At 57.6% G+C, this 22822-nt stretch carries 22 protein-coding genes and 2 pseudogenes; 8 read left to right on the forward strand and 16 right to left on the reverse strand.

The window, feature by feature from the left end:
* Positions 1–281: 281 nt before the first annotated feature.
* From EH240_RS28900 to EH240_RS28910, 3 genes are read right to left on the reverse strand one after another with little or no spacing between them, the layout of a single operon-like run.
* Positions 282–689 (reverse strand): ubiquitination-like system serine protease family protein, encoded by a 408-nt coding sequence (locus EH240_RS28900; protein WP_125004984.1) that lies wholly within the window; start codon positions 687–689, stop codon positions 282–284.
* Positions 686–1891, reverse strand: coding sequence for a ThiF family adenylyltransferase (locus EH240_RS28905; protein ID WP_125004986.1), 1206 nt, complete (start codon positions 1889–1891; stop codon positions 686–688). The genes EH240_RS28900 and EH240_RS28905 overlap by 4 nt, the downstream gene beginning before the upstream one ends.
* The gene (locus EH240_RS28910) at positions 1851–2102 is read right to left on the reverse strand and encodes a multiubiquitin domain-containing protein (protein WP_125004988.1); all 252 of its coding nucleotides are present in this window, start codon (positions 2100–2102) and stop codon (positions 1851–1853) included. Before EH240_RS28910 ends, EH240_RS28905 begins: the two co-directional genes overlap by 41 nt.
* Positions 2103–2279: 177 nt before the next feature.
* Between EH240_RS28910 and EH240_RS38200 the strand changes: the two genes are divergently transcribed.
* Together EH240_RS38200 and EH240_RS28915 are read left to right on the forward strand one after the other, a co-directional pair.
* Complete coding sequence (locus EH240_RS38200) at positions 2280–2576, forward strand: hypothetical protein (RefSeq protein WP_167484202.1); 297 nt, start codon at positions 2280–2282, stop codon at positions 2574–2576.
* Positions 2573–3730, forward strand: a complete 1158-nt coding sequence (locus EH240_RS28915) for an ImmA/IrrE family metallo-endopeptidase (protein ID WP_167484203.1) — start codon at positions 2573–2575, stop codon at positions 3728–3730. The genes EH240_RS38200 and EH240_RS28915 overlap by 4 nt, the downstream gene beginning before the upstream one ends.
* Positions 3731–4219: 489 nt before the next feature.
* On the opposite strand, the gene EH240_RS28920 is transcribed toward EH240_RS28915, so the two are convergent.
* The 4 genes from EH240_RS28920 to EH240_RS28935 all read right to left on the reverse strand — a co-directional run bounded on the left by EH240_RS28920 (position 4220) and on the right by EH240_RS28935 (position 6717).
* A complete protein-coding gene (locus EH240_RS28920; RefSeq protein WP_125004992.1) occupies positions 4220–4426 on the reverse strand; it encodes a hypothetical protein in 207 nt (68 codons plus the stop codon).
* A gap of 124 nt (positions 4427–4550) precedes the next feature.
* On the reverse strand, positions 4551–5228 hold the full coding sequence (locus EH240_RS28925) for an HD domain-containing protein (RefSeq protein WP_125004994.1): 678 nt from the start codon (positions 5226–5228) through the stop codon (positions 4551–4553).
* 26 nt (positions 5229–5254) lie between these two features.
* Positions 5255–5632 (reverse strand): Rieske (2Fe-2S) protein, encoded by a 378-nt coding sequence (locus EH240_RS28930; RefSeq protein ID WP_006339675.1) that lies wholly within the window; start codon positions 5630–5632, stop codon positions 5255–5257.
* Positions 5632–6717 (reverse strand): amidohydrolase family protein, encoded by a 1086-nt coding sequence (locus EH240_RS28935; protein WP_125004995.1) that lies wholly within the window; start codon positions 6715–6717, stop codon positions 5632–5634. Before EH240_RS28935 ends, EH240_RS28930 begins: the two co-directional genes overlap by 1 nt.
* 171 nt (positions 6718–6888) lie before the next feature.
* Between EH240_RS28935 and EH240_RS28940 the strand changes: the two genes are divergently transcribed.
* Positions 6889–7734 (forward strand): LysR family transcriptional regulator, encoded by an 846-nt coding sequence (locus tag EH240_RS28940; RefSeq protein ID WP_006339682.1) that lies wholly within the window; start codon positions 6889–6891, stop codon positions 7732–7734.
* Positions 7735–7737: 3 nt separating this feature from the next.
* On the opposite strand, the gene EH240_RS28945 is transcribed toward EH240_RS28940, so the two are convergent.
* From EH240_RS28945 to EH240_RS28955, 3 genes and pseudogenes are all read right to left on the reverse strand, one after another.
* Positions 7738–8790: a flavin reductase family protein gene (locus tag EH240_RS28945; protein ID WP_125004997.1), complete on the reverse strand. Its 1053-nt coding sequence runs from the start codon at positions 8788–8790 to the stop codon at positions 7738–7740.
* A 346-nt stretch (positions 8791–9136) separates the two neighbouring features.
* Positions 9137–9292 (reverse strand): DAK2 domain-containing protein, encoded by a 156-nt coding sequence (locus tag EH240_RS40200; RefSeq protein ID WP_125005058.1) that lies wholly within the window; start codon positions 9290–9292, stop codon positions 9137–9139.
* Positions 9226–9397 (reverse strand): annotated as a pseudogene (locus EH240_RS28955) (Tn3 family transposase); the annotation flags it as partial. The gene EH240_RS40200 and the pseudogene EH240_RS28955, both read right to left, overlap by 67 nt.
* Positions 9398–9599: 202 nt before the next feature.
* On the opposite strand from EH240_RS28955, the gene EH240_RS28960 reads away from it, so the two are divergent.
* Positions 9600–10748 carry an aromatic ring-hydroxylating oxygenase subunit alpha gene (locus EH240_RS28960; RefSeq protein WP_008878291.1) on the forward strand — a complete coding sequence of 383 codons (1149 nt, stop codon included), beginning with the start codon at positions 9600–9602 and terminating at the stop codon, positions 10746–10748.
* Between the two features lie 376 nt (positions 10749–11124).
* Positions 11125–12045, forward strand: a complete 921-nt coding sequence (locus EH240_RS28965) for a DMT family transporter (RefSeq protein WP_245436453.1) — start codon at positions 11125–11127, stop codon at positions 12043–12045.
* 216 nt (positions 12046–12261) lie between these two features.
* On the opposite strand, the gene EH240_RS39930 is transcribed toward EH240_RS28965, so the two are convergent.
* The 5 genes from EH240_RS39930 to EH240_RS28990 all read right to left on the reverse strand — a co-directional run bounded on the left by EH240_RS39930 (position 12262) and on the right by EH240_RS28990 (position 18479).
* The gene (locus EH240_RS39930; protein WP_206075342.1) at positions 12262–12792 is read right to left on the reverse strand and encodes a TRAP transporter small permease subunit; all 531 of its coding nucleotides are present in this window, start codon (positions 12790–12792) and stop codon (positions 12262–12264) included.
* Positions 12793–13208: 416 nt separating this feature from the next.
* Positions 13209–14228 carry a PDR/VanB family oxidoreductase gene (locus tag EH240_RS28975; protein ID WP_125005001.1) on the reverse strand — a complete coding sequence of 340 codons (1020 nt, stop codon included), beginning with the start codon at positions 14226–14228 and terminating at the stop codon, positions 13209–13211.
* 41 nt (positions 14229–14269) lie between these two features.
* Positions 14270–16192, reverse strand: a complete 1923-nt coding sequence (locus EH240_RS28980; RefSeq protein WP_245436454.1) for an ABC transporter permease — start codon at positions 16190–16192, stop codon at positions 14270–14272.
* Positions 16193–16389: 197 nt separating this feature from the next.
* Positions 16390–17469 (reverse strand): quaternary amine ABC transporter ATP-binding protein, encoded by a 1080-nt coding sequence (locus tag EH240_RS28985; protein ID WP_245436456.1) that lies wholly within the window; start codon positions 17467–17469, stop codon positions 16390–16392.
* 92 nt (positions 17470–17561) lie between these two features.
* Positions 17562–18479 (reverse strand): ABC transporter substrate-binding protein, encoded by a 918-nt coding sequence (locus tag EH240_RS28990; RefSeq protein WP_245436462.1) that lies wholly within the window; start codon positions 18477–18479, stop codon positions 17562–17564.
* A 398-nt stretch (positions 18480–18877) separates the two neighbouring features.
* Here EH240_RS28990 and EH240_RS28995 point away from each other — a divergent pair.
* Positions 18878–19088: pseudogene (locus EH240_RS28995) on the forward strand (transposase); the annotation flags it as partial.
* A gap of 438 nt (positions 19089–19526) precedes the next feature.
* Here the strand turns inward: EH240_RS28995 and EH240_RS29000 are convergent.
* The gene (locus EH240_RS29000; RefSeq protein ID WP_008878302.1) at positions 19527–20462 is read right to left on the reverse strand and encodes a LysR substrate-binding domain-containing protein; all 936 of its coding nucleotides are present in this window, start codon (positions 20460–20462) and stop codon (positions 19527–19529) included.
* Positions 20463–20576: 114 nt separating this feature from the next.
* On the opposite strand from EH240_RS29000, the gene EH240_RS29005 reads away from it, so the two are divergent.
* Positions 20577–21053, forward strand: coding sequence for a hypothetical protein (locus EH240_RS29005; RefSeq protein ID WP_125005009.1), 477 nt, complete (start codon positions 20577–20579; stop codon positions 21051–21053).
* 44 nt (positions 21054–21097) lie between these two features.
* Entirely contained in the window at positions 21098–22597 is a 1500-nt protein-coding gene (locus tag EH240_RS29010; protein WP_125005011.1) for a nuclear transport factor 2 family protein, read from the forward strand.
* Positions 22598–22822: the final 225 nt, after the last annotated feature.

Below are 22822 nucleotides of genomic sequence, written 5' to 3' on the forward strand. Positions count from 1 at the left end.
GACTTAGTGTAAAAGACTAATTTCACACTATCGGTTATCCCTCAGAGTCGTCGACTGTCTGCTGGTTCAAAACGTGGCGCCGGCCGGACAGCAGCTTTGCGCCCATTCGAGACGTATAGCTGGATGCTGAATGTGCCCGAAAGCAGCCCTTCGTTTGCGCAAGCTGATCAACGTCGCCTCATAGTGAAACCACCGGTTTCGACCGAACCCACCCCTTGATCGGGGGCCGCTCAGCGTCACTCCCAAGCGACCAAATCGTTGCGAGCATCACGTTGCGAGCATCACCTTGTGATGTAGGTCCTCATCTTGCTGAGCAGGCGGAGCACCGCCGTTTTGGCCCTTTGCCACCGTGAGGCTGGCTTAGCGTCGCGCGCAACATGCCGAGCAATCTGCGAATGCATGATCTTGGCCGCCTGGGCGCCGGTAAAGGCGGGGAGCCAATGAACGTGGCCAGCGCTGATAACGTAGTGCGACTTGCACGGCGCATCGAAGACGCCAATGGACGGCCGAATTGTTGCGTAACCCCCTTCGTCCCATATTTCATGACTATCGGGCACCAGGAGGGTGATGCGATGGCCGCAGCCGCAGGCGCACAGCAGCCCGGCGAGTTCAAACTCCTCGGTGTGGTAGACGACGGCCTCCCCCATATCAGGGGGGATGCGGTCCACCAGCTGATAGCGATAGCTCATTTCGCAATCACCGGCCGGTCGATCTCGAAGGATGATGTCTCGAAAATGATCGAAGCAGCCTCATCCAGACGGTCATAGATCGCAAAGTGCTGCTTGAACCGAACCACCGCCAAAGCAGCGTTGAGCGCGTTCAATTCTGCAATCTGGCCCTGCCGGCGATATTCGCCTCCCTCTGGATCGCCACCAGGCAGGAAGACCGTTCGCGCGGTTGCTTCATAAGCCGCCCGATCTACACCTGTGACCCTGACGACGCCGTTCAAACCGACCGGTGCCCGGTTAAGCCCCATCCCGCAGTCTACGAAGGGAATGCCATTGGCGCTCAGCCAATCAGCGATGAAGATGCGGGAGGGACCGTGGTCGATTGCTAGGAACACGAAATCAAAGCCTCGAAGCCGATCTATGTTTGCCTCGGTCACCCTCTCCGGGACAGCTGTGATGTTGGCGTGCCATTGTCCGTATTGCTGCCCAAGGGCCTCGACCTTTTGCGACCCGATCGCTCGCGGAATAAACCCTGGAAAGCGGAAGATGGTATGCACGTGCACCTTGTCATCGTCGAACAAGGCAATCTCGGCCAGATGCGTGCGGGCGATAAAGTCCAAAATGTACGAACCCGTACCGCCGAGCCCGACGATGGCGACTCTCTTGCCCTCAAGCAGCCTCGACACGTCGTTCATATGATACCTTGAAGACAGCGTATCAGGGAAACGCAGAGGTGTGCCCTGCTCCGCCGCCTTGACCTCGATGGCTCGCAGCGGCGTCGCATCCGGAAAAACTGCCAATGCGGGGCCCGTGATCGTATCGACATATGTGTGCACCTTCTCTTCGAACGAGATGTAGGAACGCATCTGACCCGCCGAGTCGAGGAGCTTGTATGAGAACGAACTGTCCGTCTCAAAGCCCTCGGCAACTTTGACCTTGTGTGCCCCTCCACCAAGGCGAAGTTGGCGACCGTTCTGATCGTGCGGGCGCGCCCCTCGGAACCAAGCCTGGTGATTGCTTGGTGGATCGAGAACTCCTTCCGCCGACAGATCGACAGGACTTGCCAAATCTCCATACGCAAGCTCGCCCCGCTCATTCAAATAGGGCAGGCCGTAGATGAGAAAGTAGCCGCCCACGAAATCGAGTAGGTAGCCTTGCTCTTCAAGGTCTTGGACGAACCGATTATGATTCGCCAGTTCCCGAAACTCTGAACCGCATGCCATCTTTTACCATCACCTCGTTGCCTGGCGCGAGCGTCCCGCTCACATTGTTGGAGTGGCCCCGCGAGTACTTGATCAGGTATTCGTTGGAGCCAGCCCCTCCATCCGAAAGATAGAGTGCGACGACCTCGTCGTACGAGATCTTCTCCATCGCCACCTCATGATCGTCTTGATTGACGGTGATGGTGACAGTCTTCTCGGGCTTTTCGGCCATAACTGGTTACCTCGCAGAGAATGTTAGGCCTTGTGAGCTTGGCGCGCGAACCTGCTTGGCTCGCGTCCCAGTAGGTGTTACTCGTTCCACTACTGGGAACGATGAGTCTGGGTATGCCACAGCTGCACGCTCGGCGCAAGTGATCGTTCCATATTTGGGAACTATCTGGATCATCAAATGCGGCTGATGGGTATCACGAAGCTGGAGGGCCTCGCCAAATGCGGGGTCGACGGCATGGCCGGCGCCGTCTCGGCGCTGCTTTCGGAGCTTGCTGTCACGCAGTGGCGAACCGAAGCGGAGTTCGCAGCCCGGTTTCCTTTCGCGAGCTGCGGCACGGATGGGGTGCGCATTCCTATGGGGGAGACTCACTGTGTCGAGCTCATCATCAAATACGACACCGGTATGGTTCTGGTTGCCTTTGCGGGGGCGACGGCTGGGCGCAAGACCGGCACAACAGGGAGACGAGCGGCATGACGATACGACCGATCAGGACAAAGGGCGACTACGACAAGGCTATGGCGCGCGCGCGCGTACTCATGGTGCGCGACGACCAGGATTCCATCGACGAGCTCGATGTGCTCCAGGTGCTCGTCGAAAACTGGGAGCGGACCCATCATGCCGTCGCGGCGGTCACACCGGCCGATGCCATTCGCTTCCGCATGGGGCAGACCGGGCTAAAGCCACGCGACCTCGTTGCCTATCTGGGGACAAAATCGCGTGTCTCCGAGGTCCTGAACGGCCAGAGGCAACTGACCGTCGACCAGATACGGGCATTGAGCCAGCATCTGTCGATTCCAGTGGAGTCACTGATCGGGCCGACACGCCATGAGCCGAAGTCTCGACCTTCCGCTACCTCGGTTGCGGCGGTCGAAAAGCTTCGGAAACTCGGGGTGATGAAGGCGAGGGAGGAACTCTCAGCCTTTCTTTCGCGCGCCGGCAATCTCGGGCCGGCTGTTGCTATGCTTCGGAAGACACGTACCGAGCGCACAAACGCCAAAACCGATTTTGGGGCGGTCGAAGCGTGGTGTGCCGCTGTACTGGTTATGGCAGACAAGGTGTCGGTGAAGCCCCGCAAGACACTCGACGCGGCAGCTGCCCGGCAGTTGGCTAAGGTGAGCGCCGAGCCCAACTGGCCGTCTCTAGTGAGAAGCAAGCTAGCGAGTCTGGGTGTTGCCCTAGTCGTTCTCGAACATCTACCTGGAACCTATCTTGACGGAGCCGCTATGTGTCGCCGCGATGGAACGCCTGTCATTGCAGTTACCCTACGCCACGATAGGGTCGACAATTTCTGGTTCACCCTGCTGCACGAGTTCGCCCATGTCTGCTGCCATTTGAGCGAAAACCGAAAAGTCATTCTCGACGACCTCGAAGTCAGCGCTGTCGACGGGATCGAAGCGCAGGCTGACGCGTTTGCAAGTAACGCACTAATTCCAGAAAAGTACTGGAACGAGCATATCTCGGAGTATAGCACTGCGGACGATCTGCAGCTGGTAGCAAACAGGGCAGGCGTACATCCTGCCATTGCTGCAGGACGCTGGCAGTATCGCTATGGCGACTACCGCCGCTTCAGCAAGCTGCTTGGGCGAGGCGAAGTGCGAAAAGTGTTAAGCGGACTGCAGCGGGTATAGCCGGCCGCCATGCGGTCGGTTGCGCCTTACATCGGCCGCAGAAACAAATGCGCCCTATCCGAGAGCGGCCGCTGAGCGCATGGCGAGCGCCAACAAGGGCTATCTGGGCGTTGGGCGCGATCTGTGTGGGCGAGCCTGGCTTGCGGGCAAGTCGGTAGCTGTGCTTTTCGTCGGCATCGCCGCCGCTGGCCCCGCCTTAAGCGAAATTCTGCGCCTGTCCATGACGGACCGAAGTAAGAAAACCTGAAGCGCCGGCTGCGGAGATTATTGGACCAGGCGGGCGTTGCCCAGGTCGTTATCGATTAGCCGACGCGAACGGACTCACCAGCGTTCGTGCGATCGGACAACATCGATAACTACTGAAACTCCTTCTGCTCGATCGTATCCGAAGAGAGCGGAAGCCTCTCTGATCGCGCTCTAGAACGACAGCTTGGTGACGTTTGCGCCGCTGCAACGGAAATCGAGCTTTCCACCTCGCTTCGGGGGTTGCTAAAGTCTCTTCTCAGGAGGTGCTTTGGCGGGCCGAAATGAGCGATAAACCGCGCCGATCACAATCGCGATGGCAATTCCGATCAGGATAATTAAACCCGCGCCACCTGTCGTATTCGGACCGATGATTGTAATAGCGACAATTCCAAGCAGAAGTCCAACAACGGCCGAAACGCCGAAGCCGGCGATGAAGTCCAAAAAGTGCATTATTTTACACCGACTATGGAAAAGATCATCGACCCGTAGTGATCCGCCCATTCGCGTGCTGTTGCTATCAGACTTCTATCGAACGTTCCGGATCTCCAAAGCTCGGGCCTGTTCTCGATCTCAATCACCCACCGGTGCATGATGTCGCTGGCTGTTTTGTATTCATTGACCGACGATGGCTCAACGCCGCACGCGACACCTGCAGCGCGACGTTCGACAGGGGCTCTCGCTGATCGATCCGAATTATTCCCGGATCATAGCTCTTGCGGGTGAAGACTTCCCGCACCATGGGCGCGAAGAATTCCAGCGGCCGCGTGGCGTAGTCCGGATCGAAGCTCGCCTGGTCCCATTTTTCGCAGAATTCCGCACAGTCGTCGAAATACGCGTTGTCCCTGAACGCGTCCCGTTTGTGTGGATTCGCGCCGACGTAGTCCCCGTAGTAGATCAGCTGGAAATCGCCATGTTTTTCGACGACCCAGGCACACTGGTCGCGCACGAACGGGCGCAGGATCGCGGCGGCGTATTCGTCGTGATTGTACGGAGCATAGATGTCGCCGATGTCGTGCAGTAAGGCCGACACAACCCAGTCGATATCGGCACCTGCGTTCCAGGCTCGTGTGGCGGCCTGCAGCGAATGGCCGAGACGTGTGACCTTATAGCCTGACAGCGATTTGTCGAGGTCGACCATTGCAGCGAGCAGCCGGTCGGCCGTGCCGGCGGCATATTCGATTTCATGCTCGGTCAGGAAGGCATAGTCCTCACGGTCGCCATCCTTCATCTGGGTAAACTTCACGGTTTCCATTGGCGAAACTCCAAATTCTGGTTCTGTCAGCGGGCCATTTCAAGATAAATGTCGTCGCCGTCGACATGTACGGGAAAGGTGCGAGCCTTTAGCTTGTCATCGACAAGACATTTGCCGGACCGGATATCGAACTCCCATCCATGCCAGGCGCAGCGAATGAGCTCTCCGGCGCGTTCGTAAACGAATTCCGTCTTGTCTGTTTGCCTGGTGGTACCGGAGATCGGCCCCTCGCAGAGCTGACCTGCGCGGTGCGGGCAGATGTTGAGCAGCGCGGCGTAGCCATCCTCGAGCTGGAAAATGCCGACGCCGATGCGGCCGATCGTGACGATCCTCGGCTTGCCGACAGCGACGTCGGCGGTCTTGCAGGCGAAGGTCAGCGCGGGGGCGGTTGCTGCGGCTGTCATCAGGCGACCCTCGCGGTAGCGGCCGGAGCCTCGATGCGCTTGTAGACCTCCAGCGCATTCAGGCCCATGACCTTGTCGCGCCATGCGGGCGGGATGTGCAGATTGGTCGGCGCGTCGAAATCCCAATGCGGATAATCGGAGGCGAAAAGCAGTGTGTTCTGGCCGTCCATGTGCTCCAGCGTTTCCCACAGATGCCTCACGTTCTGAGGTTGCTCGAGCGGCTGGGTGCTGAAGCGGATGTTGCGGCGGCAATATTCCGAGGGCAGCATCTTCAGCCACGGCGTCTCTTTGCGCAGCGCCTTGAAGTTGGCGTCAAGCCGCCACATCAGCGAAGGCAACCACGATACGCCGCATTCGATGACGACGAAGTAGAGGTCGGGATACTTCTCAAACACGCCGTTGGAGATCATGCTGACCACATGGGTCATGGCCGGCTGGCTGAGCAGGGCGTGCGTTTCCCAGTAATAGGCAGTCGGACCGCTGGCGACCGCATTGTGGTTGACGCCGCCCTGGCCGCCGAAATGGATGGCGAAGGGCAGGCCGACCTCAGCACAGGCCTCATAGATCGGATGGTAGAAGGGATCGCCATAGGGGCGCTGCGAGCCGTGGCTGGCCAGTACCTGCACGATGTCCTTGTGGCCGCCGAGGCGCCGGATTTCGGCCGCGGCTCCGTGCGGGTCGGTTGGCGAAATGATGATCGATCCCTTCAAGCGGCTGTCCTTCGGCAGCCACCAGTCGATCATGTAGTCATTGTAGGCCTTCACCAGCGCGTTGGCATAGTGGTAGTTGGCTAGCGTCGAAGCTTCCAAAGGCTCGTCGGCGGTGAGGATAGCCACGTCGATGTCGTAGAGATCGAGGTGCTTCTCCTTCATGATCAAATAGTTGTCTTCCTCGGTCTCCGGCCGGATGTCGGCCCGCGAAAACCCCTCCGGATGCAGCCATGGTCGGTGGCCATGCGGAAAGCTTCCCCTCGGCCCAGGCTTCTCGCCGCGAACCAGGAAATCGCGCCAGTAGGGCTCGAGATAGGGGAGCAGCACCTCGGCGCTGGACCAGTAATTGTGGACGTCGGTGTCGACGATGAACATGGGTAGGCACCTGCCATGGAGGGTGGGCGGAAGACGGGTAAGCGTGCGCCTCAGCGGCAGCTCCGGCAACGCAGCCAACAGCAAGATGTTAATCGGCGAATCCGATTACCTGTTGTCGGAACAGCCTGAAAAGCGCTAGCAGTTGCGGGAATTCTTGCGCGGGATGGCTGCATGCAGATCGAACTGCTGGATACGTTCCTAGATCTGATCGAAACCCGCAATTTCAACAGAACAGCGGAGCGGCTGGGCATCACCCAGTCGACCGTTTCCAGCCGCATCCGCACGCTCGAGGCTCTCCTGGAAAAGCAGCTCTTCATCCGCGGCAAAAGCGGGACTGAGCCGACCGTGGCCGGTCTGAGGTTCGAAGAGCACGCGCGCGCGGTTAGGCTGCGTTGGCTGGACGCTCGCAGCGAAATCCAGGCGGTTGGAAAGTTCGATCGCCTCATCCGCATCGGCATCCAGTTCGAGCTCTATGAACGCGTGTTGGAAGGGTGGCTGGAATGGGTGCGGGCGACGATGCCCAAGCTCGCGATCTATGTCGAGATCGACTACTCGAACCAGATGATCCTTGATCTCACCACGGGCAGCCTCGATCTGGCGGTGCTCTATTCTCCGCAGTACTTTCCGGACATGCATTACGAGCAGATCGCGGAGGAAAATTTCGTCATGGTTTCGACGCGCAGCATTGCCTGGAGCGAGGTCAAGCCGGCGGACTATATCCGCGCCAATTATTCGGCCTTTTTCAACCGCGCCCACAAGCAGATGTTGCCGGAATTGGAAAACAGCCCGGTTTCGACGGGAAATGGCGGTGCCGTTGTTTATCTCCTGCGAAGCCGGGGCGGTGCCGCCTTCGTTACGGAAACGATGGCGACAAGATTGCGGCAGGAGGGTGTGGCGCACCCCGTTGCAGATGCACCGAAGATCTCACATCCCATCTATTCGGCCGTGCATGTCAGGCACCACCATTCCCATACCCATGTTCGCCTGCTCAAGGCACTCAAACTGATGACGGCGTAGCATCTACAGGTCGATCACGACGTCGCCTCTCGGCATGCTGCAGCAGGACAGGATGAAGCCGTCCAGGCGCTCAATTTCTGTCAGGCCGCCCATATCGTTCATCTCGACTTCGCCCTGAAGCAGCTTGACCTTGCACGTGCCGCACACGCCCATTCGGCACGACGTTTCGATGTAAACGCCCTTGGCTTCGGCCAGGTGCAGGATTGTCTCACCTTCGTTGCTCTCGCAGCGCACGCCGGAGCGCTCGAAGGTGACAACGGCTTCCGTGCTGCCAAATGCCTTGTTTGCTGGCGATGGTTCGAGGCCGAAGCTTTCCATGAAGATCCGCTCGGCTGGAACCGCAAGCTCGATCAGATGACGGCGCATTGCCTGCATGAATCCGGCCGGGCCGCACAGAAAGGCCGTCCGTGAAGCCGCATCCGGGACAAGACGCGCCAACTGGGCCACGTCAAGCCGGCCGCCACCTTGGGGTTGGCCGGATCCAGACATTTGGCTGCACATTGTCTCGACCCTCAGCTTCAGCATGCTTTCGCGCAGCATCCGCAGTTCCTGGCCAAAGAGCACATCGTCGGGCGTGCGCGCGCATTGTATGAACGCGAGGTCCAGATCACTGCCTGTATCATACAGGGCCCGCGCCATCGACATCAGCGGCGTGATACCGCTTCCAGCGCACAGGAACAGCGCCTTCTCGACGGCGCGGCCCTCCAGCGTGAAGTCGCCGCCGGGTTCGCTGATCTCGAGCGAGCAACCTGCGGCGAAATGATCGTGCAGGATGCGCGTGGCCCTGCCATTCGCCGCGGCCTTGATCGTCAAGGCGATACGTTGAGGCCGGGTCGGCGGCGACGCTATGGTAAACACCCGCGCGTAACGCTCGCCGTCCCAAGAGAAACGGATCGTAACGAACTGTCCGGCAAGGAAATCGAATCTCCGACCATCGGTCCTCTGGAACTCCAGAGTGACGACATCCCCTGTTTCCTGAATGCGATCAGTGCACACGCATGAGTGCAAGGTGCCCAAAGGTGGCCTTGTTTCGGCGAGAACCGCATCGATGCTCATTCGATCATGTCCCGGAACAGATGGAGAAGTGATCCATCTTAAACAGAGTTGGCGGCACAACCCCGCGTTTCGTTGATCGCGAAAGGCGTTCAGATCCCTCGCCAGCTGTAAGCGGCAAAGAGCTCGGATCCACTTGATGCCTTGAGCTTCACCTCCAAGTCGGGTGACGCTTTGCTCCTCAGCCGCCATACGGTGGTGGCGGAACGGACCTCAAATAACTACGCGGCGCCTTAGAACGGACAGGCGGTGTTGCGCGGCAGGATGACGGCAGGGCCGCACCAACGCCTGTTCGACCGCCTATGACATCGCTGTTGCTCGGCTCGGCGTGCAACGGGATACCTGACGGCTAAGCGGCCTTCATCGCCTTGCAGATTTCTTCGACCAGCATCGCGGCCGAAACCGAGCCGGGGTCCGGATGACCCTGCGAGCGCTCGCCGAGACGCGCGGCGCGGCCGGATCCGGAATGTTCCTTCCCGCTCGTTTCATCTGTGTCACCGCGCAGTCAAGATAGACCGTGTTCCAGTGCACGATCGCACTGACGACGAGATTGAGGGCCTGGACGTGCGGAAGCCTGGCTCTCGAACGATCGGTCACGGATCGCACCGCGCGTGGCATAACGATCGCTTATCCATAAGACCTTGATAACATTGCTTGTCACCGGTGTGTCGCACGGGCAACATGGTTTTTATACGATGCGGCAGTAACTAGACGAATTTGCTGACTGCAACGTCACGAATTACCCCATCGGTACTAACGTCCGTAAAGCCAACGCACACTGTCACAGATGAGAAACAGGGAGAGGTTAGGTCATGAATGTACACCTGATCGAGAAAAAAGATCAAGACAAGCCGTTTCGTGAGGACGCCAGCGTGTCATACACGCTTCCAGCAAGGTACTTTTATGATTCAGCCGTTTTCGAACAGGAAAAGGCTGCGATTTTCTACAAAAGTTGGGTCTATGTCTGCCACAAAAGCAGGGTACGGAATCCTGGCGACTATGTAACCGAATTGGTCCACGATCAGAATGTGATCATCATCAAAGGGCAAGATGAGCGCGTTCGGGCATTCCACAATGTGTGTCAACATCGCGGACACGAGTTGCTACGCGGTTGCGGCAAGACGCAGATGATCGTATGCCCTTACCATGCATGGACGTATAACCTCGATGGAACGTTGCGAGCCGCACGCGAGACCGGCTCAATCAAGGATTTCGACAAGAGCCAATTCACTTTGAAGGAGGTGGCGATTGAAGAATTCTGCGGTATGCTCTTTGTAAACCTAGACGGTAAAGCTGTACCGTTGCGTGAACAGGCTCCCGAACTGGAAAAGGAGATTCGTAGCTACGTACCTCATGCAGATGATCTCGTATATGCCACCAGCCAAGAATACGAGCCACAAGCTAACTGGAAGATATTGGTCGAGAACTTCCAGGAGTGCTACCACTGTGCAGTGGCGCACAAAGACTTTTCCGTGTTGGTCGACTTCGGCGACGGGGCGTACAACCCGTATTCCAATGGAATCTTCACCAGCCACTGCTCCACTCGGACCACTCGGGACAGCGCTGCCTATAAGGTTAGCGGTAACGACATTGACGGATACGGTGGGTGGTTCCTGTGGCCGAATCTCACGATCTGGGTTTATCCAGGCGACGAGCAACTCTCCGTGATGCGCGTCGATCCACTTACTCCCACGACTTCGTACGAGCGTCATGACTGGTTTACGAAGGACGGAACCGTCAGCGAGGAGTTGAGTGGCACCATCAAGTTCCAGCGCGATACACTCCAATTTGCGGAAGATATCCCTATTTGCGAGAGCGTGCAGAAGGGACTGAAGTCCATGGGATACAACCAAGGGCGTTTCGTCGTTGGAGGCGATCGGGTCCAGGTTACCGAGGCGCCGGTCCACCACTTCCAGAAGCTGGTGGTCAATGCTCTCGGACTCAAAATCGGAGTCGAATAGCTGGGCTAGCTTGGTCAAGCAACCGGTTATTGCCATGTGATCTCGGTGAGCGCGATCCTGCACCGGCCATAGCGGCCGGTGCTGATCACGAACCCTTCACCCTGCCTCAGTCATGAGAGCGCTGATCGGGTGTCTTGAAGGCTCTGCCGTTGGCGCGGCCCCGTAGGAATAGAATTTATACTGTCGAGAACCTTCCTGTGTATGCCCAGTAGCGGCATTTCATTTTTCACTCGATAACCGTCAGGAATGAATTCGATCATCGGCGCAGCCGTGATCTCCGACCTGGAAGGACGTTGCCGGGGCAGGCGCGCACCGACGAACGAGTGCGGGGCCAGTAGACACCTTTGGCTGCAATAACGCCTATGGAGCGTTGCGAATGAGCGTACTAGCCACGCGAAATTTGATTACAGCGCACTCGGTTGCGCTCCTCGTCCCCGTCATGTGGGGCTTGTACTGGATACCGGCCCGCTATGTGGAAGCATCTACTGGCACTGGCGTTTGGGGAACCGTCTACGTCGTGATTGTGGCCTGCGTGGTTCTGGCGCCCGCCGCTTGGCGCTACCGGACATCGCTTTACTCATCCAACTGTTACGCGCTCATATCTACCGGTCTCGGCGGGGCGTCCTTCGCGCTGTATGCAGCCGGCCTGTTGTATGGAAGTGTCGCTGTGGTCGTGGTCCTGTACTACCTTACGCCGGTCTGGAGCGTTCTGATCGCACGTCTATGGCTCAAACAGGAGACTTCGCTGACACGTTACGCGGCGATCGTAATCGGGATGGTCGGAATATTCCTGGTTCTCAAGGGTAACAACACCGGTATCCCGTTGCCGCAAGAGGTCGGCGATTGGCTCGGCCTCGGTGGTGGCATTCTGTGGTCGATCGCAAGCACGGGCATTTACATACACTCACGTCTCGACTCTTACAGCAGCAACTTCGTCTTCAGCGTCGGCGCATTTCTGTCAGCCGTACTGTTGGCATGCGTGATGGCGGCCCCCAGCTTGGAGACCGGGCATTCAATCGACTACGGCACCGGTATTCCGGCCATCATCATTATTGGGGTCGGGTGGTGGGCGGTCGCGCTCACCGGGTTCCTGTGGGCTGCGCGCCTCCTGGAGCCCACACGGCTCGGGATTTTTATGATGACGGAGGTGGCCGCTGGCGCCGTTTCGGCAGCATTGTTTGCGGGCGAACCCTATGGTGTCCTGATGCTGGTGGGCACCGTCCTCGTCATTGTTGCCGGTCTGATGGCGGCCGCTTCGCCGTCGACCCCGCTTGCCGCGGATAATTGCAGGTATTGAATAGACCATTGCACGACATCGTCGATGGGCTTGCCTCCTTTGGTGCATGAGTGCGTGAAGCCGGTCACGCACGCTCTTCGAGAAACAGTGACCACTGCTACAGCAAGTATTCGCGCCGGCCAGCGTCGTTGTGTGTGCGCGGCCCCTGCAGGCGCATGGGACTGATGCACCCGGATCGCCTCGGCCATCTCGGCGCGCTGGTAGCGTTGGAAGCTGTCACCCCATGACCAGCTGCGGCAGCCAGATGGGCGTCTGATGCAGCGCCGGAGCGAGCGTGCTGCGTCCGTAATTGACAGAGAGTTCGATGCAGACCTGCCACAGCAGGACCAGGCTCATGGCGAGGGCCACCAGGTTGTACGCGATCGCCAGCCACCAGCGGACGCCGCCCGGCATCAGGGCAAGCAAAAGCTCGATTCGAAGTAGGGAGCCGCTGCGCAGGCCTGCAGGGAGGCCAAGGAACGCGATCAGCACCAGGAGATAGCCCGAAAATTCGTTGGTGAAGAACAGCGGATGGTTGAAAAGGTTCCTGAGCGCGATGTCCAGGGTGGCTTCATCGGAGACGTGCTGGCTACGCAGCGTATCATTCCCGTCATGATCACGTGGAAGCAGCGGTTCGCCTGCCGGGCTGAATAGCCATACGCATCCAAGCCCGGGATGGCAGACCGCCAGGTTCCGGAGGCGGAGCGAGACCGTCCCGTCCGATACCGCCCGAAAGCTGGATGAACCGTCCGACGCGGCCCACTCGATGGGACGGCCTGAGCGGGACCCGCCAGATGGCGTTGTCCCTAGTCACCGCTAGAAGCAGGTTCTCGCGTTTCGCGTCGAGCGCGAGCCCGTTGGGGCTCGGGATACCTGCGAGCAGGCAGCGCAGGACGCCGTGCGCCCCCTGGACGAACACTCGGCCGAACGGTCAGTCGTTACCGCCGGCGTCAGGACGCGGGCGGTGGGCCGTCGGCCTTATTTCGCCCGCGGACCGTCAGTGTGGCGGACCGCATTCGACGACACCGAGACGAGCTCGTCGGTGGCGCGTAGCGCGACCAGATACAGACGGGCATAGGTGAAGACCGGCAGCCACCATCGACAGTCTGATGCCGGAGACTACGCGAGCCTTGTGTTCTCCGGCCCGTCGGCGCCTGAGAGCTGAACCGGGATCGCCCTATGGGTTACAGGTCCAGAATCAGATTTTCGGACTCTGCACGCGAGCAGCACAAGGCAATTAGCTCTCCAGAGTTTCGTTCCGCCTGCGTCAGCACACTGTCCCGGTGGTCCGGCTTGCCGCTCACCACCGGGGTCAGACAAGACCCGCAATACCCCTCCTCACACAGCTTTGATACCTTCACACCGTTGTCGGCCAGTACCCGCAATATCGATCGGCCCGCGGGCACGGCAAACGATTCTCCGGTGCTTCCGATTGTCACCGTAAATTCCGAGTCACCTTCGCGACACCGTATTGCACTCGGATCCGCCCCGAACAGCTCGTAATGCACCGTTTCCGGAGGCCAGCCTCGCGTCGCGCCCTTGACGGCCTCCACAAGCCCGTGTGGACCGCACACGTACACGTGGCAGTCTTCCTTGCGATCACTCAACAGTCCGCTCACATCCAAACGCCCGCCTTTTGTTCCCTTGTTATGAATAAACGTTACATTCCTGCCTAGAGTCGAATTTACGATCGCTGCATAGTGCGCGGTCTCCTCGACCGAACGCGCGCAGTAGTACAAGTGATACTCGGTTCCGATCTGTTGCAGCCGTCTCGCCATCGACAGAATCGGCGTGATACCGATGCCACCGGCGATAAGTATCACTCGACCAGCCGATTCGTCGAGTTTGAAATTGTTGGCGGGCCCATCTGTCTCTATAATATCCCCCACCTTCCAGTTTTCATGTATCCATTGCGACCCACCTCGTCCCTCCTGCTCCCTGAGTACAGAGATCAAGTAATGATCCGATAAGCCTGGGGTATTTACTAGCGAGTATTGCCTCCATATCGACCCGGTCACCCGCACGATAATGTGTGACCCAGCTGAGAACTCCGGCAGCGGCACTCCTGCCGATGCATTCACCAAGGAATAGCTTCGAATCGACGCCGTTTCGTCAGATACATTCGAGATCTTCAAATACATGACAATCGGCTCCTCAGTCGCTTCGGATGCGCCCTCGACTTTTGCGATGATGTCTTCATCCAACGCTGCATTCTCAAGGACGCTAAGACCATCGATCTATCGTGTCATGCTGATCTGATCTCTTGAAGACCGAGCTGTCGTTGTCTTTTTTTGGCCCAAGCCTGAATGATGCGGTCCGCAACCATGCCGATGATTGCTATGCTAAATCCGGTGGTGAGCGCGGCGCCTGTGTCGGCATTCGTCAATGCTATATACACGGACTGGCCAAGATCGCGGGTACCCACGAGCGCCGCAATCACGAGCATCGACAGCGCGTACATAATTGTCTGGTTGAGGCCAAGCATGATCGCGGGCGATGCGATCGGCAGATCAATCTGAAATCGTTTCTGTAGGGTGCTACAACCCATTCCGATGGCAGCCTCCGAGATTTCGTGATCGATGCTCCTAATGCCGTGCTCAGTATATCTGATCATCGGCACGATCGAAAAAGCGACAATTGCAATAAGAGCCGAAAAGTCGCCGACTTGGAACAGGAAGATGACAGGGATGAGGTAAACAAACTGGGGAATGGTCTGTAGAGTGTCGTTTACAGGACGTATAAAAGCGGAAAATCGATCGTTGGAGGCGGCCAAAGCTCCGAGCGCGCCGCCGACGACAAATGATAACGCGACGGCGGCAGCGCACAGGTAAAGGGACAGCATCGCCGGCCCCCAAAGACCGGTCATAAGGATAAACGACATCCCTGCAAGAGAGAAGCCGGCAGTACCGACCCCCCCGGCTTGCCAGGCTGCGACGCCGACCACCATGAACAGCACAGGCCAGGGAATGTTGGTCAGCCCAAAGAAGCAGGCTGCTGCAACCAGTGCGACCAGAACGGCGCCGCGCCCTTTCCAGGCGAAACTCGCCAGCAGCATCGCGCACAGCACAGCAACCCAGTACGCGGCTTGGTTAACGGGAGAAATAGTGTATCCTGTTGCATCAAAGAGCCGCAGCCAACCGATCTTGAGCGGCAGAAGTATACAGAAGTTCACAATCTGTTTGATCTCAGCGAAGACCCAGCCGTAACGCGAAACCGTGTAGCTCAAAAAGTCGTTGATCTGGGCGGCCGGATAGACACGCCACTCGCTTGGCCATTGTCGCATGGCGGGAAAGAGCATGGACGCAGCGAACAGGGCGAGCAGCAGGAGTGCGGAGGCAGCTAGCGCGTTACTCCGGCTGACGGTTGGAGTGTTAACGGTGCTGCGAACATGGCTCGCGAAGCCTGCCGAGATGCGATCCAAAATCATCGCCATTAGCGCGATGACCATGCCCGACATCAGGCTCTGCCCAAACTGCGCTTTCCGCATTGTTGACAGCACTTCCCAGCCGATATCGTTGAATCCGCCGATTACTGAGGCGATGATCACCATCGAAAGAGTGGCCATAATCGTCTGATTCACTCCGACCATAATCTGCGGCAGCGCCGCGGGAACCCTTACCCACCAGAAAGACTGCCACCGCGTAGCGCCTGACATCTCTCCGGATTCAACCAACGCACTTGGAACAGACGCGAGTCCGTGCATCACGTTCCGGACCATCGGGGGACAGGCGTAGATCGCACTTGCGATCAGCCCTACGACAGGGCCAAATCCAAAAAGCAGGAGAAGCGGTACCAGATAAGAAAATGCCGGCACGGTCTGCATCAAATCGAGGCAGACAATCAGAACCCGACGAGCTACCCCTGACCGGTAACCTAGAACACCCATTCCAAAGCCGACCCCGGCGGCGAGCGGGGCTGCTACCCCAACAAGAGCCAAGGTATTCATGCTTTCTTGCCAATATCCTGTCGCTACCATGTAGAATAGCGAAGCGGCAGTGAATATCGCCAGTCTGCAACCGGCCGCGGCGAAGCCGACAAGCGTGAAGGCCACCAATGTCACAGACCAAGGGAGCCATTGCAGCATGCCTTGCAATTCCGTCAATGGCCACGACAGCAACCACGAGATCGCACCAAACGCCCAGGAGAAATTGGCGACAAACATGTCCATAACGAGGTTCAATCCTCGTTCTATCGGACCCTTTAGCCAGACTGCCGTATTGGTGAGCCATGTCAGATCGTGTTGGAAATAGAAGAGAGGCATGCTGGTCAGGCCTACAGCGGTCCAAGCGACCAAAGTGGCGCTACGCGGCTTTGACTGAAGAGGAAGAGCGTGGCTATTGGTAAGGGTCACTTTGAATCGATCTCTCAGCGTGTTCGCTCTTGGCTTTCGGCAAAGATCGTCAGGACCTTTGAAGCGGTTATTTCTCCGACGATCGCGCCGGAGCTGTTTGTGACGGCGAATCCCTCCAGGTTTCCAGCGAAGGAAGGCATTGCATCCAATAAGGACATGTCGGCACCGCATGACTGCGTCGCCTGCAAGTGCCCTCGATAAGGCTCGATCACATCCGCCACCGTCAGGACGTGAGCGAGCGGAACATCGCGCGTGAACTCTCGCACGTAGTCGTTCGCCGGCTTCAGAACGATCTCCGCCGCACTTCCGATCTGGATGATCTGCCCGTCTTTCATGATCGCGATGCGATCCGCGAGCCGTATAGCCTCCAAGAAATCGTGAGTGATGAAAACGATCGTTTTCTTCAGCAAGGTCTGCAGGCGCAAGAACTCGTTCTGCATCTGCCTACGTATTAGCGGGTCTAGAGCCGAGAATGGTTCATCCAGGAACCAAAGCTCTGGCTCAACAGCTAGTGACCGAGCGATGCCGACACGTTGCTGCTGTCCTCCCGACAATTGCGCAGGGAAAGCGCACTCGCGGCCCTTTAGCCCTACCAACTCGATCATTTCTGACGCGCGACTTTCACGCCTCTGACGGTCGACGCCTTGCACCCTCAAGGGAAATGCCACGTTCTCAAGGACCGTCAGATGGGGAAGCAGGCCAAAACTCTGAAACACCATTCCCATTCTGCGACGTCGGATTTCGATGAGCCGTTTGGGACTGGCCTCGAGGAGATCCTCGCCGTCGAAAAGGATCTCGCCATAACTCGGCTCGACGAGCCGCGACAGGCAACGGATAACTGTTGATTTGCCTGAGCCGGAGAGCCCCATAATGACGAAAATCTCACCGGCATGCACGTCGAATGAGACGTCGATGGCTGCCGGCACGCAGCCCGACGAACGCAATGCCGCGACGGCACTCGCGCGCTCCGGAGTGTCGCGCATTTGATAGATACCGCTATCCATAGGGCCATAGCATTTCCAAATGTTACGGCAGGAAAGCTTGACCTTGCGATCTTTGGCCGACCCAATTTGATCGTCCAGGAAGTAAGTCATACCGTGTCCTTCCATTCGAAGAGCGAAGCGCCGATGTCAGCTGTTGGGGCGTTAGCTGTTGGAGCGGCGCGCCGACACGTACCCGCAACGGATTACTTAACCGCGGCATCGACCCATTTCTGCCAAGTATCCTTGTTCTTCTCCACCCAGGCTTGAGCTACCTCATCGAGCGTGTGATTGTGGACATCAATCGCCGAAATCATCGGGATCTGTTCTTCGTCGGTCATCTGGTAATTCTGCAGAAACCGATACGCTGCTGGCCATTTCTTCTCCATTCCAGACCAAGCGACTTTGATAATTTCTGAATTGGGCAGTGCACAGTCACCTACCTCATTCGGATTTGGACCCCACTTCGGATCATCCATGCACGCGGGCTCGTACTTAGGCATCTCAACCCACTCGAGATCGAGCTCGTTGAAGAGCCAGTGCGGCGACCAGAACATCGCAATAATGGGCGTCTTCTTAAGCGCCGCAGCCTTCAATTCCGATACGAGCGCGCCCTCGCTGCCCGCGGACACCGCCTGCAGTTGAAGATCGAGACCTTTGATCATCGCCTCGCTATGCGAGCCCCAGTCAGGAGGATAGTCCAAGATGCGACCTTTCGGCAGCGTATCCGCGGTGGCCATCGCCTGCACGCAGGCACTGCTCTTAAGCGCCTCCCAATTCGGCAATCCTGGACAGATATCCTTCATGTAAGAAGGATATAGCCAACCTTCGCGAGCTTTGAGACCGAGGTCGCCGACCTCAACGACCTTGCCGGATTCCTTTGCCTTTGGCCACGTTTCGCCGATGTTGCTTAGCCATATCTCAAGAGCGGCGTCAGCTGTGCCGTCGCTGAGCGCCGTAAACTGAGGCAGATAGCCTGCCGTCACGTACTCAACCTTGTAACCCATGCGCTCCAGAATAATTCCAGCGATTTTGGTAGTGACGTGCTGCCCTGTCCATTCATTAAGCGTGAGCTTAATCGGCTCCTTGGTTTCAGGAATAGACGCCCCATAAGCTGGCGGCATGGCTAAGGTTCCCACAAGGGACAGAGCGATCGTCACGGCTGACAGTCTCAGTGCACCAAACATTCTTCGACCCTTCATTCGAGTGGACCTTCTTTCGCTGCCGCAGACAAGTTAACGTGATGTGAGAAGGCTACAAGCAAGGATTTCTTGGGCCCCAGCATTACCACCGGTTATGTTAGAGGTGGCGATCGAACGCCGCGGCGTGGTGTAGCTGACTGCTTTGGTCGCCGTGCTATCCGGCATGGGTCAGGCTGATCAGCGCGCCACGGCTGGCAGGCTGACGAGGGATTACGCTCAGTTGGCCGACTCTTCCAAGGTCATCTAGCGGGCTCCACAGCACTGCCCATTCATCGTTCTCTTCGAGCAGGATTGCGCCCTAGGCCGCGTCCCTACAATGACGCGCCGTCGCCGACCAGATCCAAATGAAGGCGCCAAAGGTGGCGACGATCACGGACAATGCCGAGCCCGACGTGTTGGCCTACATGCCCTCCCGAAGGAACACGCGCCAAGCTCGACTAGCCGATCAAACGTCTTAACGGCAAGATCAAGCGGCGCACCGAGGCCGTCGGAATCTTCCCGAACGATGATGCCATCGTGCGCCTCGTCGGCGGTCGAGGAAGGCTTTCACTTGGAAGAGCAGCTGTGTCGGTCTTGAGCAAAAGCTGATAGTCAGACGGCGACGGTGGTCGGGCTCACGTGGCGCTTCCCGCGATAATGTTGAATCCAGTGGAAATTGTGGAAGCTGAGCCCGACCTCGACTTCACGAGCTTTGGCCTTATGCCGGATTTTTGAGTTCCCGATAGTGGAACAGGAAACCCACACCTTTCGCCGTCGCTGAATCGCTGTCGGGCATCAAAAGGGTCGCGATGGCGTCTCATCCGCCATCGCAGCCAACGCGGTCCAAAGGAGCGGCACCGCGGATCTACAGCCCTGGGGTGGACAGCGCTGCCCACGAGCTACCCAGACCGAATTCACGACCGATAAGCACACAAGCAAACATGGGATGCAGTAAAGCAGCTATCCGGGTTGGCATTCCATGCGAGCAGGTCAACGAGTTCCCGCTGTCGGAACCCCATTCTGTCTGTCGGCCTCAAAGGTCGAGAACACCCAGTTGCAGAACTTTTCTACGGCTGGGTTGATATGTTCCGTCTCATGCATGACGACATGATAGCCGAGCTTCGTCTTTACGAACTGGTTGACAGGACTGACCAGCCGCCCGCTTTTCAAGGAGTCGTCTATGACATACCTCCAGCCGAGAGCGACGCCGTCGCCAGCCTCCGCAGCCTGAATTACTAGAGCATAATTATTTATAAGCAGTTTGTGGTGCTCTCGCGGGACCTCGACATTATTCATGCTGAGCCAGACGCGCCAGTTCATCCAATCCCAACGCTCGTCTTCATGCTCAATGAGCGGGAAGTTCATCAATGACTGCGGCCCGCTGACTGGCCCATACTTCTCGATACACGAAGGGCTGCAGACCGGTACGATCTCTTCTGGGAACAGCATCCGCGATTTGAAACCTGGCCAGTGTCCATTGCCATGTATGATCGCGACGTCGACACGCTCGCGCAAACAATCCTCCTTGTCTGACACAATAAGTCTCACCGATATCTCCGGATTCAACCCGAAGAACGTCGGCAGTCTTCGCTGAAGCCAGAGTCCGGCGACTGCTTGATCTGTCGCGACCACGAATGTTGCCTGCGGCACGTTGCGTATCTCGTTCGTGGCATCGCAAATATGCGCCAAGGCCAAGTGTACGCTGTGCTGATACATCCGACCTTCCGGGGAAAGTTCGACGTTACGATGCCCGCGGGTGAACAACCGGATTCCAAGATTTTGCTCAAGGTTTCGAATCTGTCTGCTGACAGCTGCCTGCGTAACGTTCAGTTCATTGGCTGCAAGCGTGAAGCTCATGTGACGTGCAGCGGCATCGAACATCACGAGAGCGTCCAGGGGGGGCAGCTGCTGCCGCAGGCTAGGCATAATGAAAAGTTATCCTACGCGATGAAAAATCATCATTTGACGAAGCAAGTCAACCATACCACCCTAGCTCGCATTACCGCAACTGTTTCCACCTAGAGAAACGCGGAGCGTAAAATGTCCTCGATGGCACCAAACCGGAGTTCTGACGCCCACGCCGCTTACATCACGGCACAGAAAAACTGCTTGTCAGGCTCCGCGCCCTTTCACAGTCCGACTGAAGCGCTCCTGGCCTATGTGGGAGCGTTTGAGTCGAAAGACGCGGGCTTCATTGAGAGGACGACTGCGTCGGGGTCTCTTATCGAGATTCCTATGTTGAAGCCCAACCGTTTAGTCGGCCAGGCCGAGATCCGCGCAGGACACGAACAATCATTCTCCACGATCAAAACAGCCGCGTTCGAGATTTCACCGCCGGCCGCCAACAATAGCATCTCTATCGCAATGGGAACGCTATCCATCGAGCGCATTAACGGTCAGAGAGACACGCATCCTCTGAGCATCGTCGCCGAAACGGATAGTGGAAATCTCAGGAGACTGAGTCTGTACTTCGATGCTCGTTACTACAGGCTCTGGTCAGACAAGGCTATTCTCTGATGTTTTCACTGCGCAAGCTAAGCGCTATCTGGGAGAATTGATAAATGACACCTACCGCTGCATTCCAGGCGTTCTGCAATGCCTACGCCGCAGGAAATTACGATGCCATGGCCGCGCTTTTTACCGATGACGGAGTCTTCGACGCGCCGAATATCGAAAAGCCAGCCGCGGGTCGCGACGCCATACGCAAACAGTTGCGCATCCTCTCGCACGCGCAGAAAGACGTCTCGACAACAATCCGCAATTCCGTCGACGCCGGTGACAAGGGCTATATCGAGGCCTCTTTTGAAGCGGCCGTTGTTGGCGCCGGCGGAAAGATCAACGGTGCGCAGGTGCGGACCGACTTCCATTTGGTCGCCGCCGTCGAGATGAGAGACGGTCAGATTTTGCGCCTGACGGAGCATTTCGATCGACGTCCCCTCTATCCCGAGGAGCGGCAGCGCATGTGGATGTTCAATCGTCGCACGCCATATTGGCAGAAGACAGTTGACGCAGAATGTCAGGAGTGGACCGTCTACAACAATATGCATTTCCCGACTATCTACAGCCGTATGCCCTACGAGGATTATGCGGCTCTAGTCGAGGACGTAACTTTGTGGGATGTCGGCCTTGAGCGCCAGACGCAGATCAAAGGACCGGACGCTCTCGCCTTCTTTGACTATTTGTCCTGCCGTGACATGTCCAAAATGGCTGTCGGCGACTGCATGTATGCTCTGATCTGCCACGACGATGGCACACTCATGGCCGACCCGGTCTGTTTTCGACCCTTTGACGATACTATCTGGCTTTCACACGGCAACGCGGATGTCACTTTCTGGGCTCGCGGTATCGCGATGAACAGCAAATGGGACGTGGACGTCTCCGAGCCAGACATCGCGCCAATGCAGGTGCAAGGACCTCTCGCCCAGGAAGTTTTGGATCCAATCACCGAAGCCAATCTCAATGATCTCAAGAACTATAAGTGCGTCGTCACGAAGGTCGCTGGATACGATGCCGTCGTTTCCCGCACCGGTTGGAGCGGCGGTTTCGGTTACGAAGTTCTGCCGCTGGTGAGCTCCGTTGACGGCCCTGCGATTTGGGACGAGATATTGAAGGCCGGCGAACCTTACGGGCTGAAGGTGACCGGGCCGATCTGGCAGCGCGCAATCGAACGTGGCGTCACTGACTTCAACTATTACATGGGGTCAGGCATCAACCCGCTAGAGGACGTCGCTTCCAAGTTCGTGCATCTCGACAAGCCGGTGGACTTCGTTGGCAAGGAGGCTTTGAAGAAGATAAAAGCCGCCGGCGTCAAACGGCACTCCGTCGGCCTCTTTATTGAGGCCGAAGTTCCGCGCCTGGAGTGGTTCTGGAGCCTCAGGGACGACAAGGGCCGCGTGGGTGAAGTTCGTTGGGCGGCACATTCTTTCGCCCTGAACCGCAGTCTCGGCATCGCCATCGTCGACTCGGAAATCAAAGTGGGCGATAGGGTGACGATCGAGACTCCTTACGGCAAACTGGCTGCCGAAGTTACGACGATCCCTTTCGTATCAAAATCCTCCTAAGCAACGTCAAGTAGATCCAGCCTATAGACGGGATCTCCACCGCGCGAGTCACCGAACGCGCCGGCTTTCCATTTGCGGTTCGAGCCAGTCAGCAATCGAAGCGACCGCGATCACGGCAGCAGCGGTATCAGCCGGGTTCACTCGTCATCTCGGCGCCAGCCACGTGGACCTGTCAGTCTGCGCAAAATCTATGGCACATAGCAATTCTTAGGAGTTCCGATGAAC

The organism is Mesorhizobium tamadayense, from assembly GCF_003863365.1.
Lineage (GTDB): Bacteria > Pseudomonadota > Alphaproteobacteria > Rhizobiales > Rhizobiaceae > Mesorhizobium > Mesorhizobium tamadayense.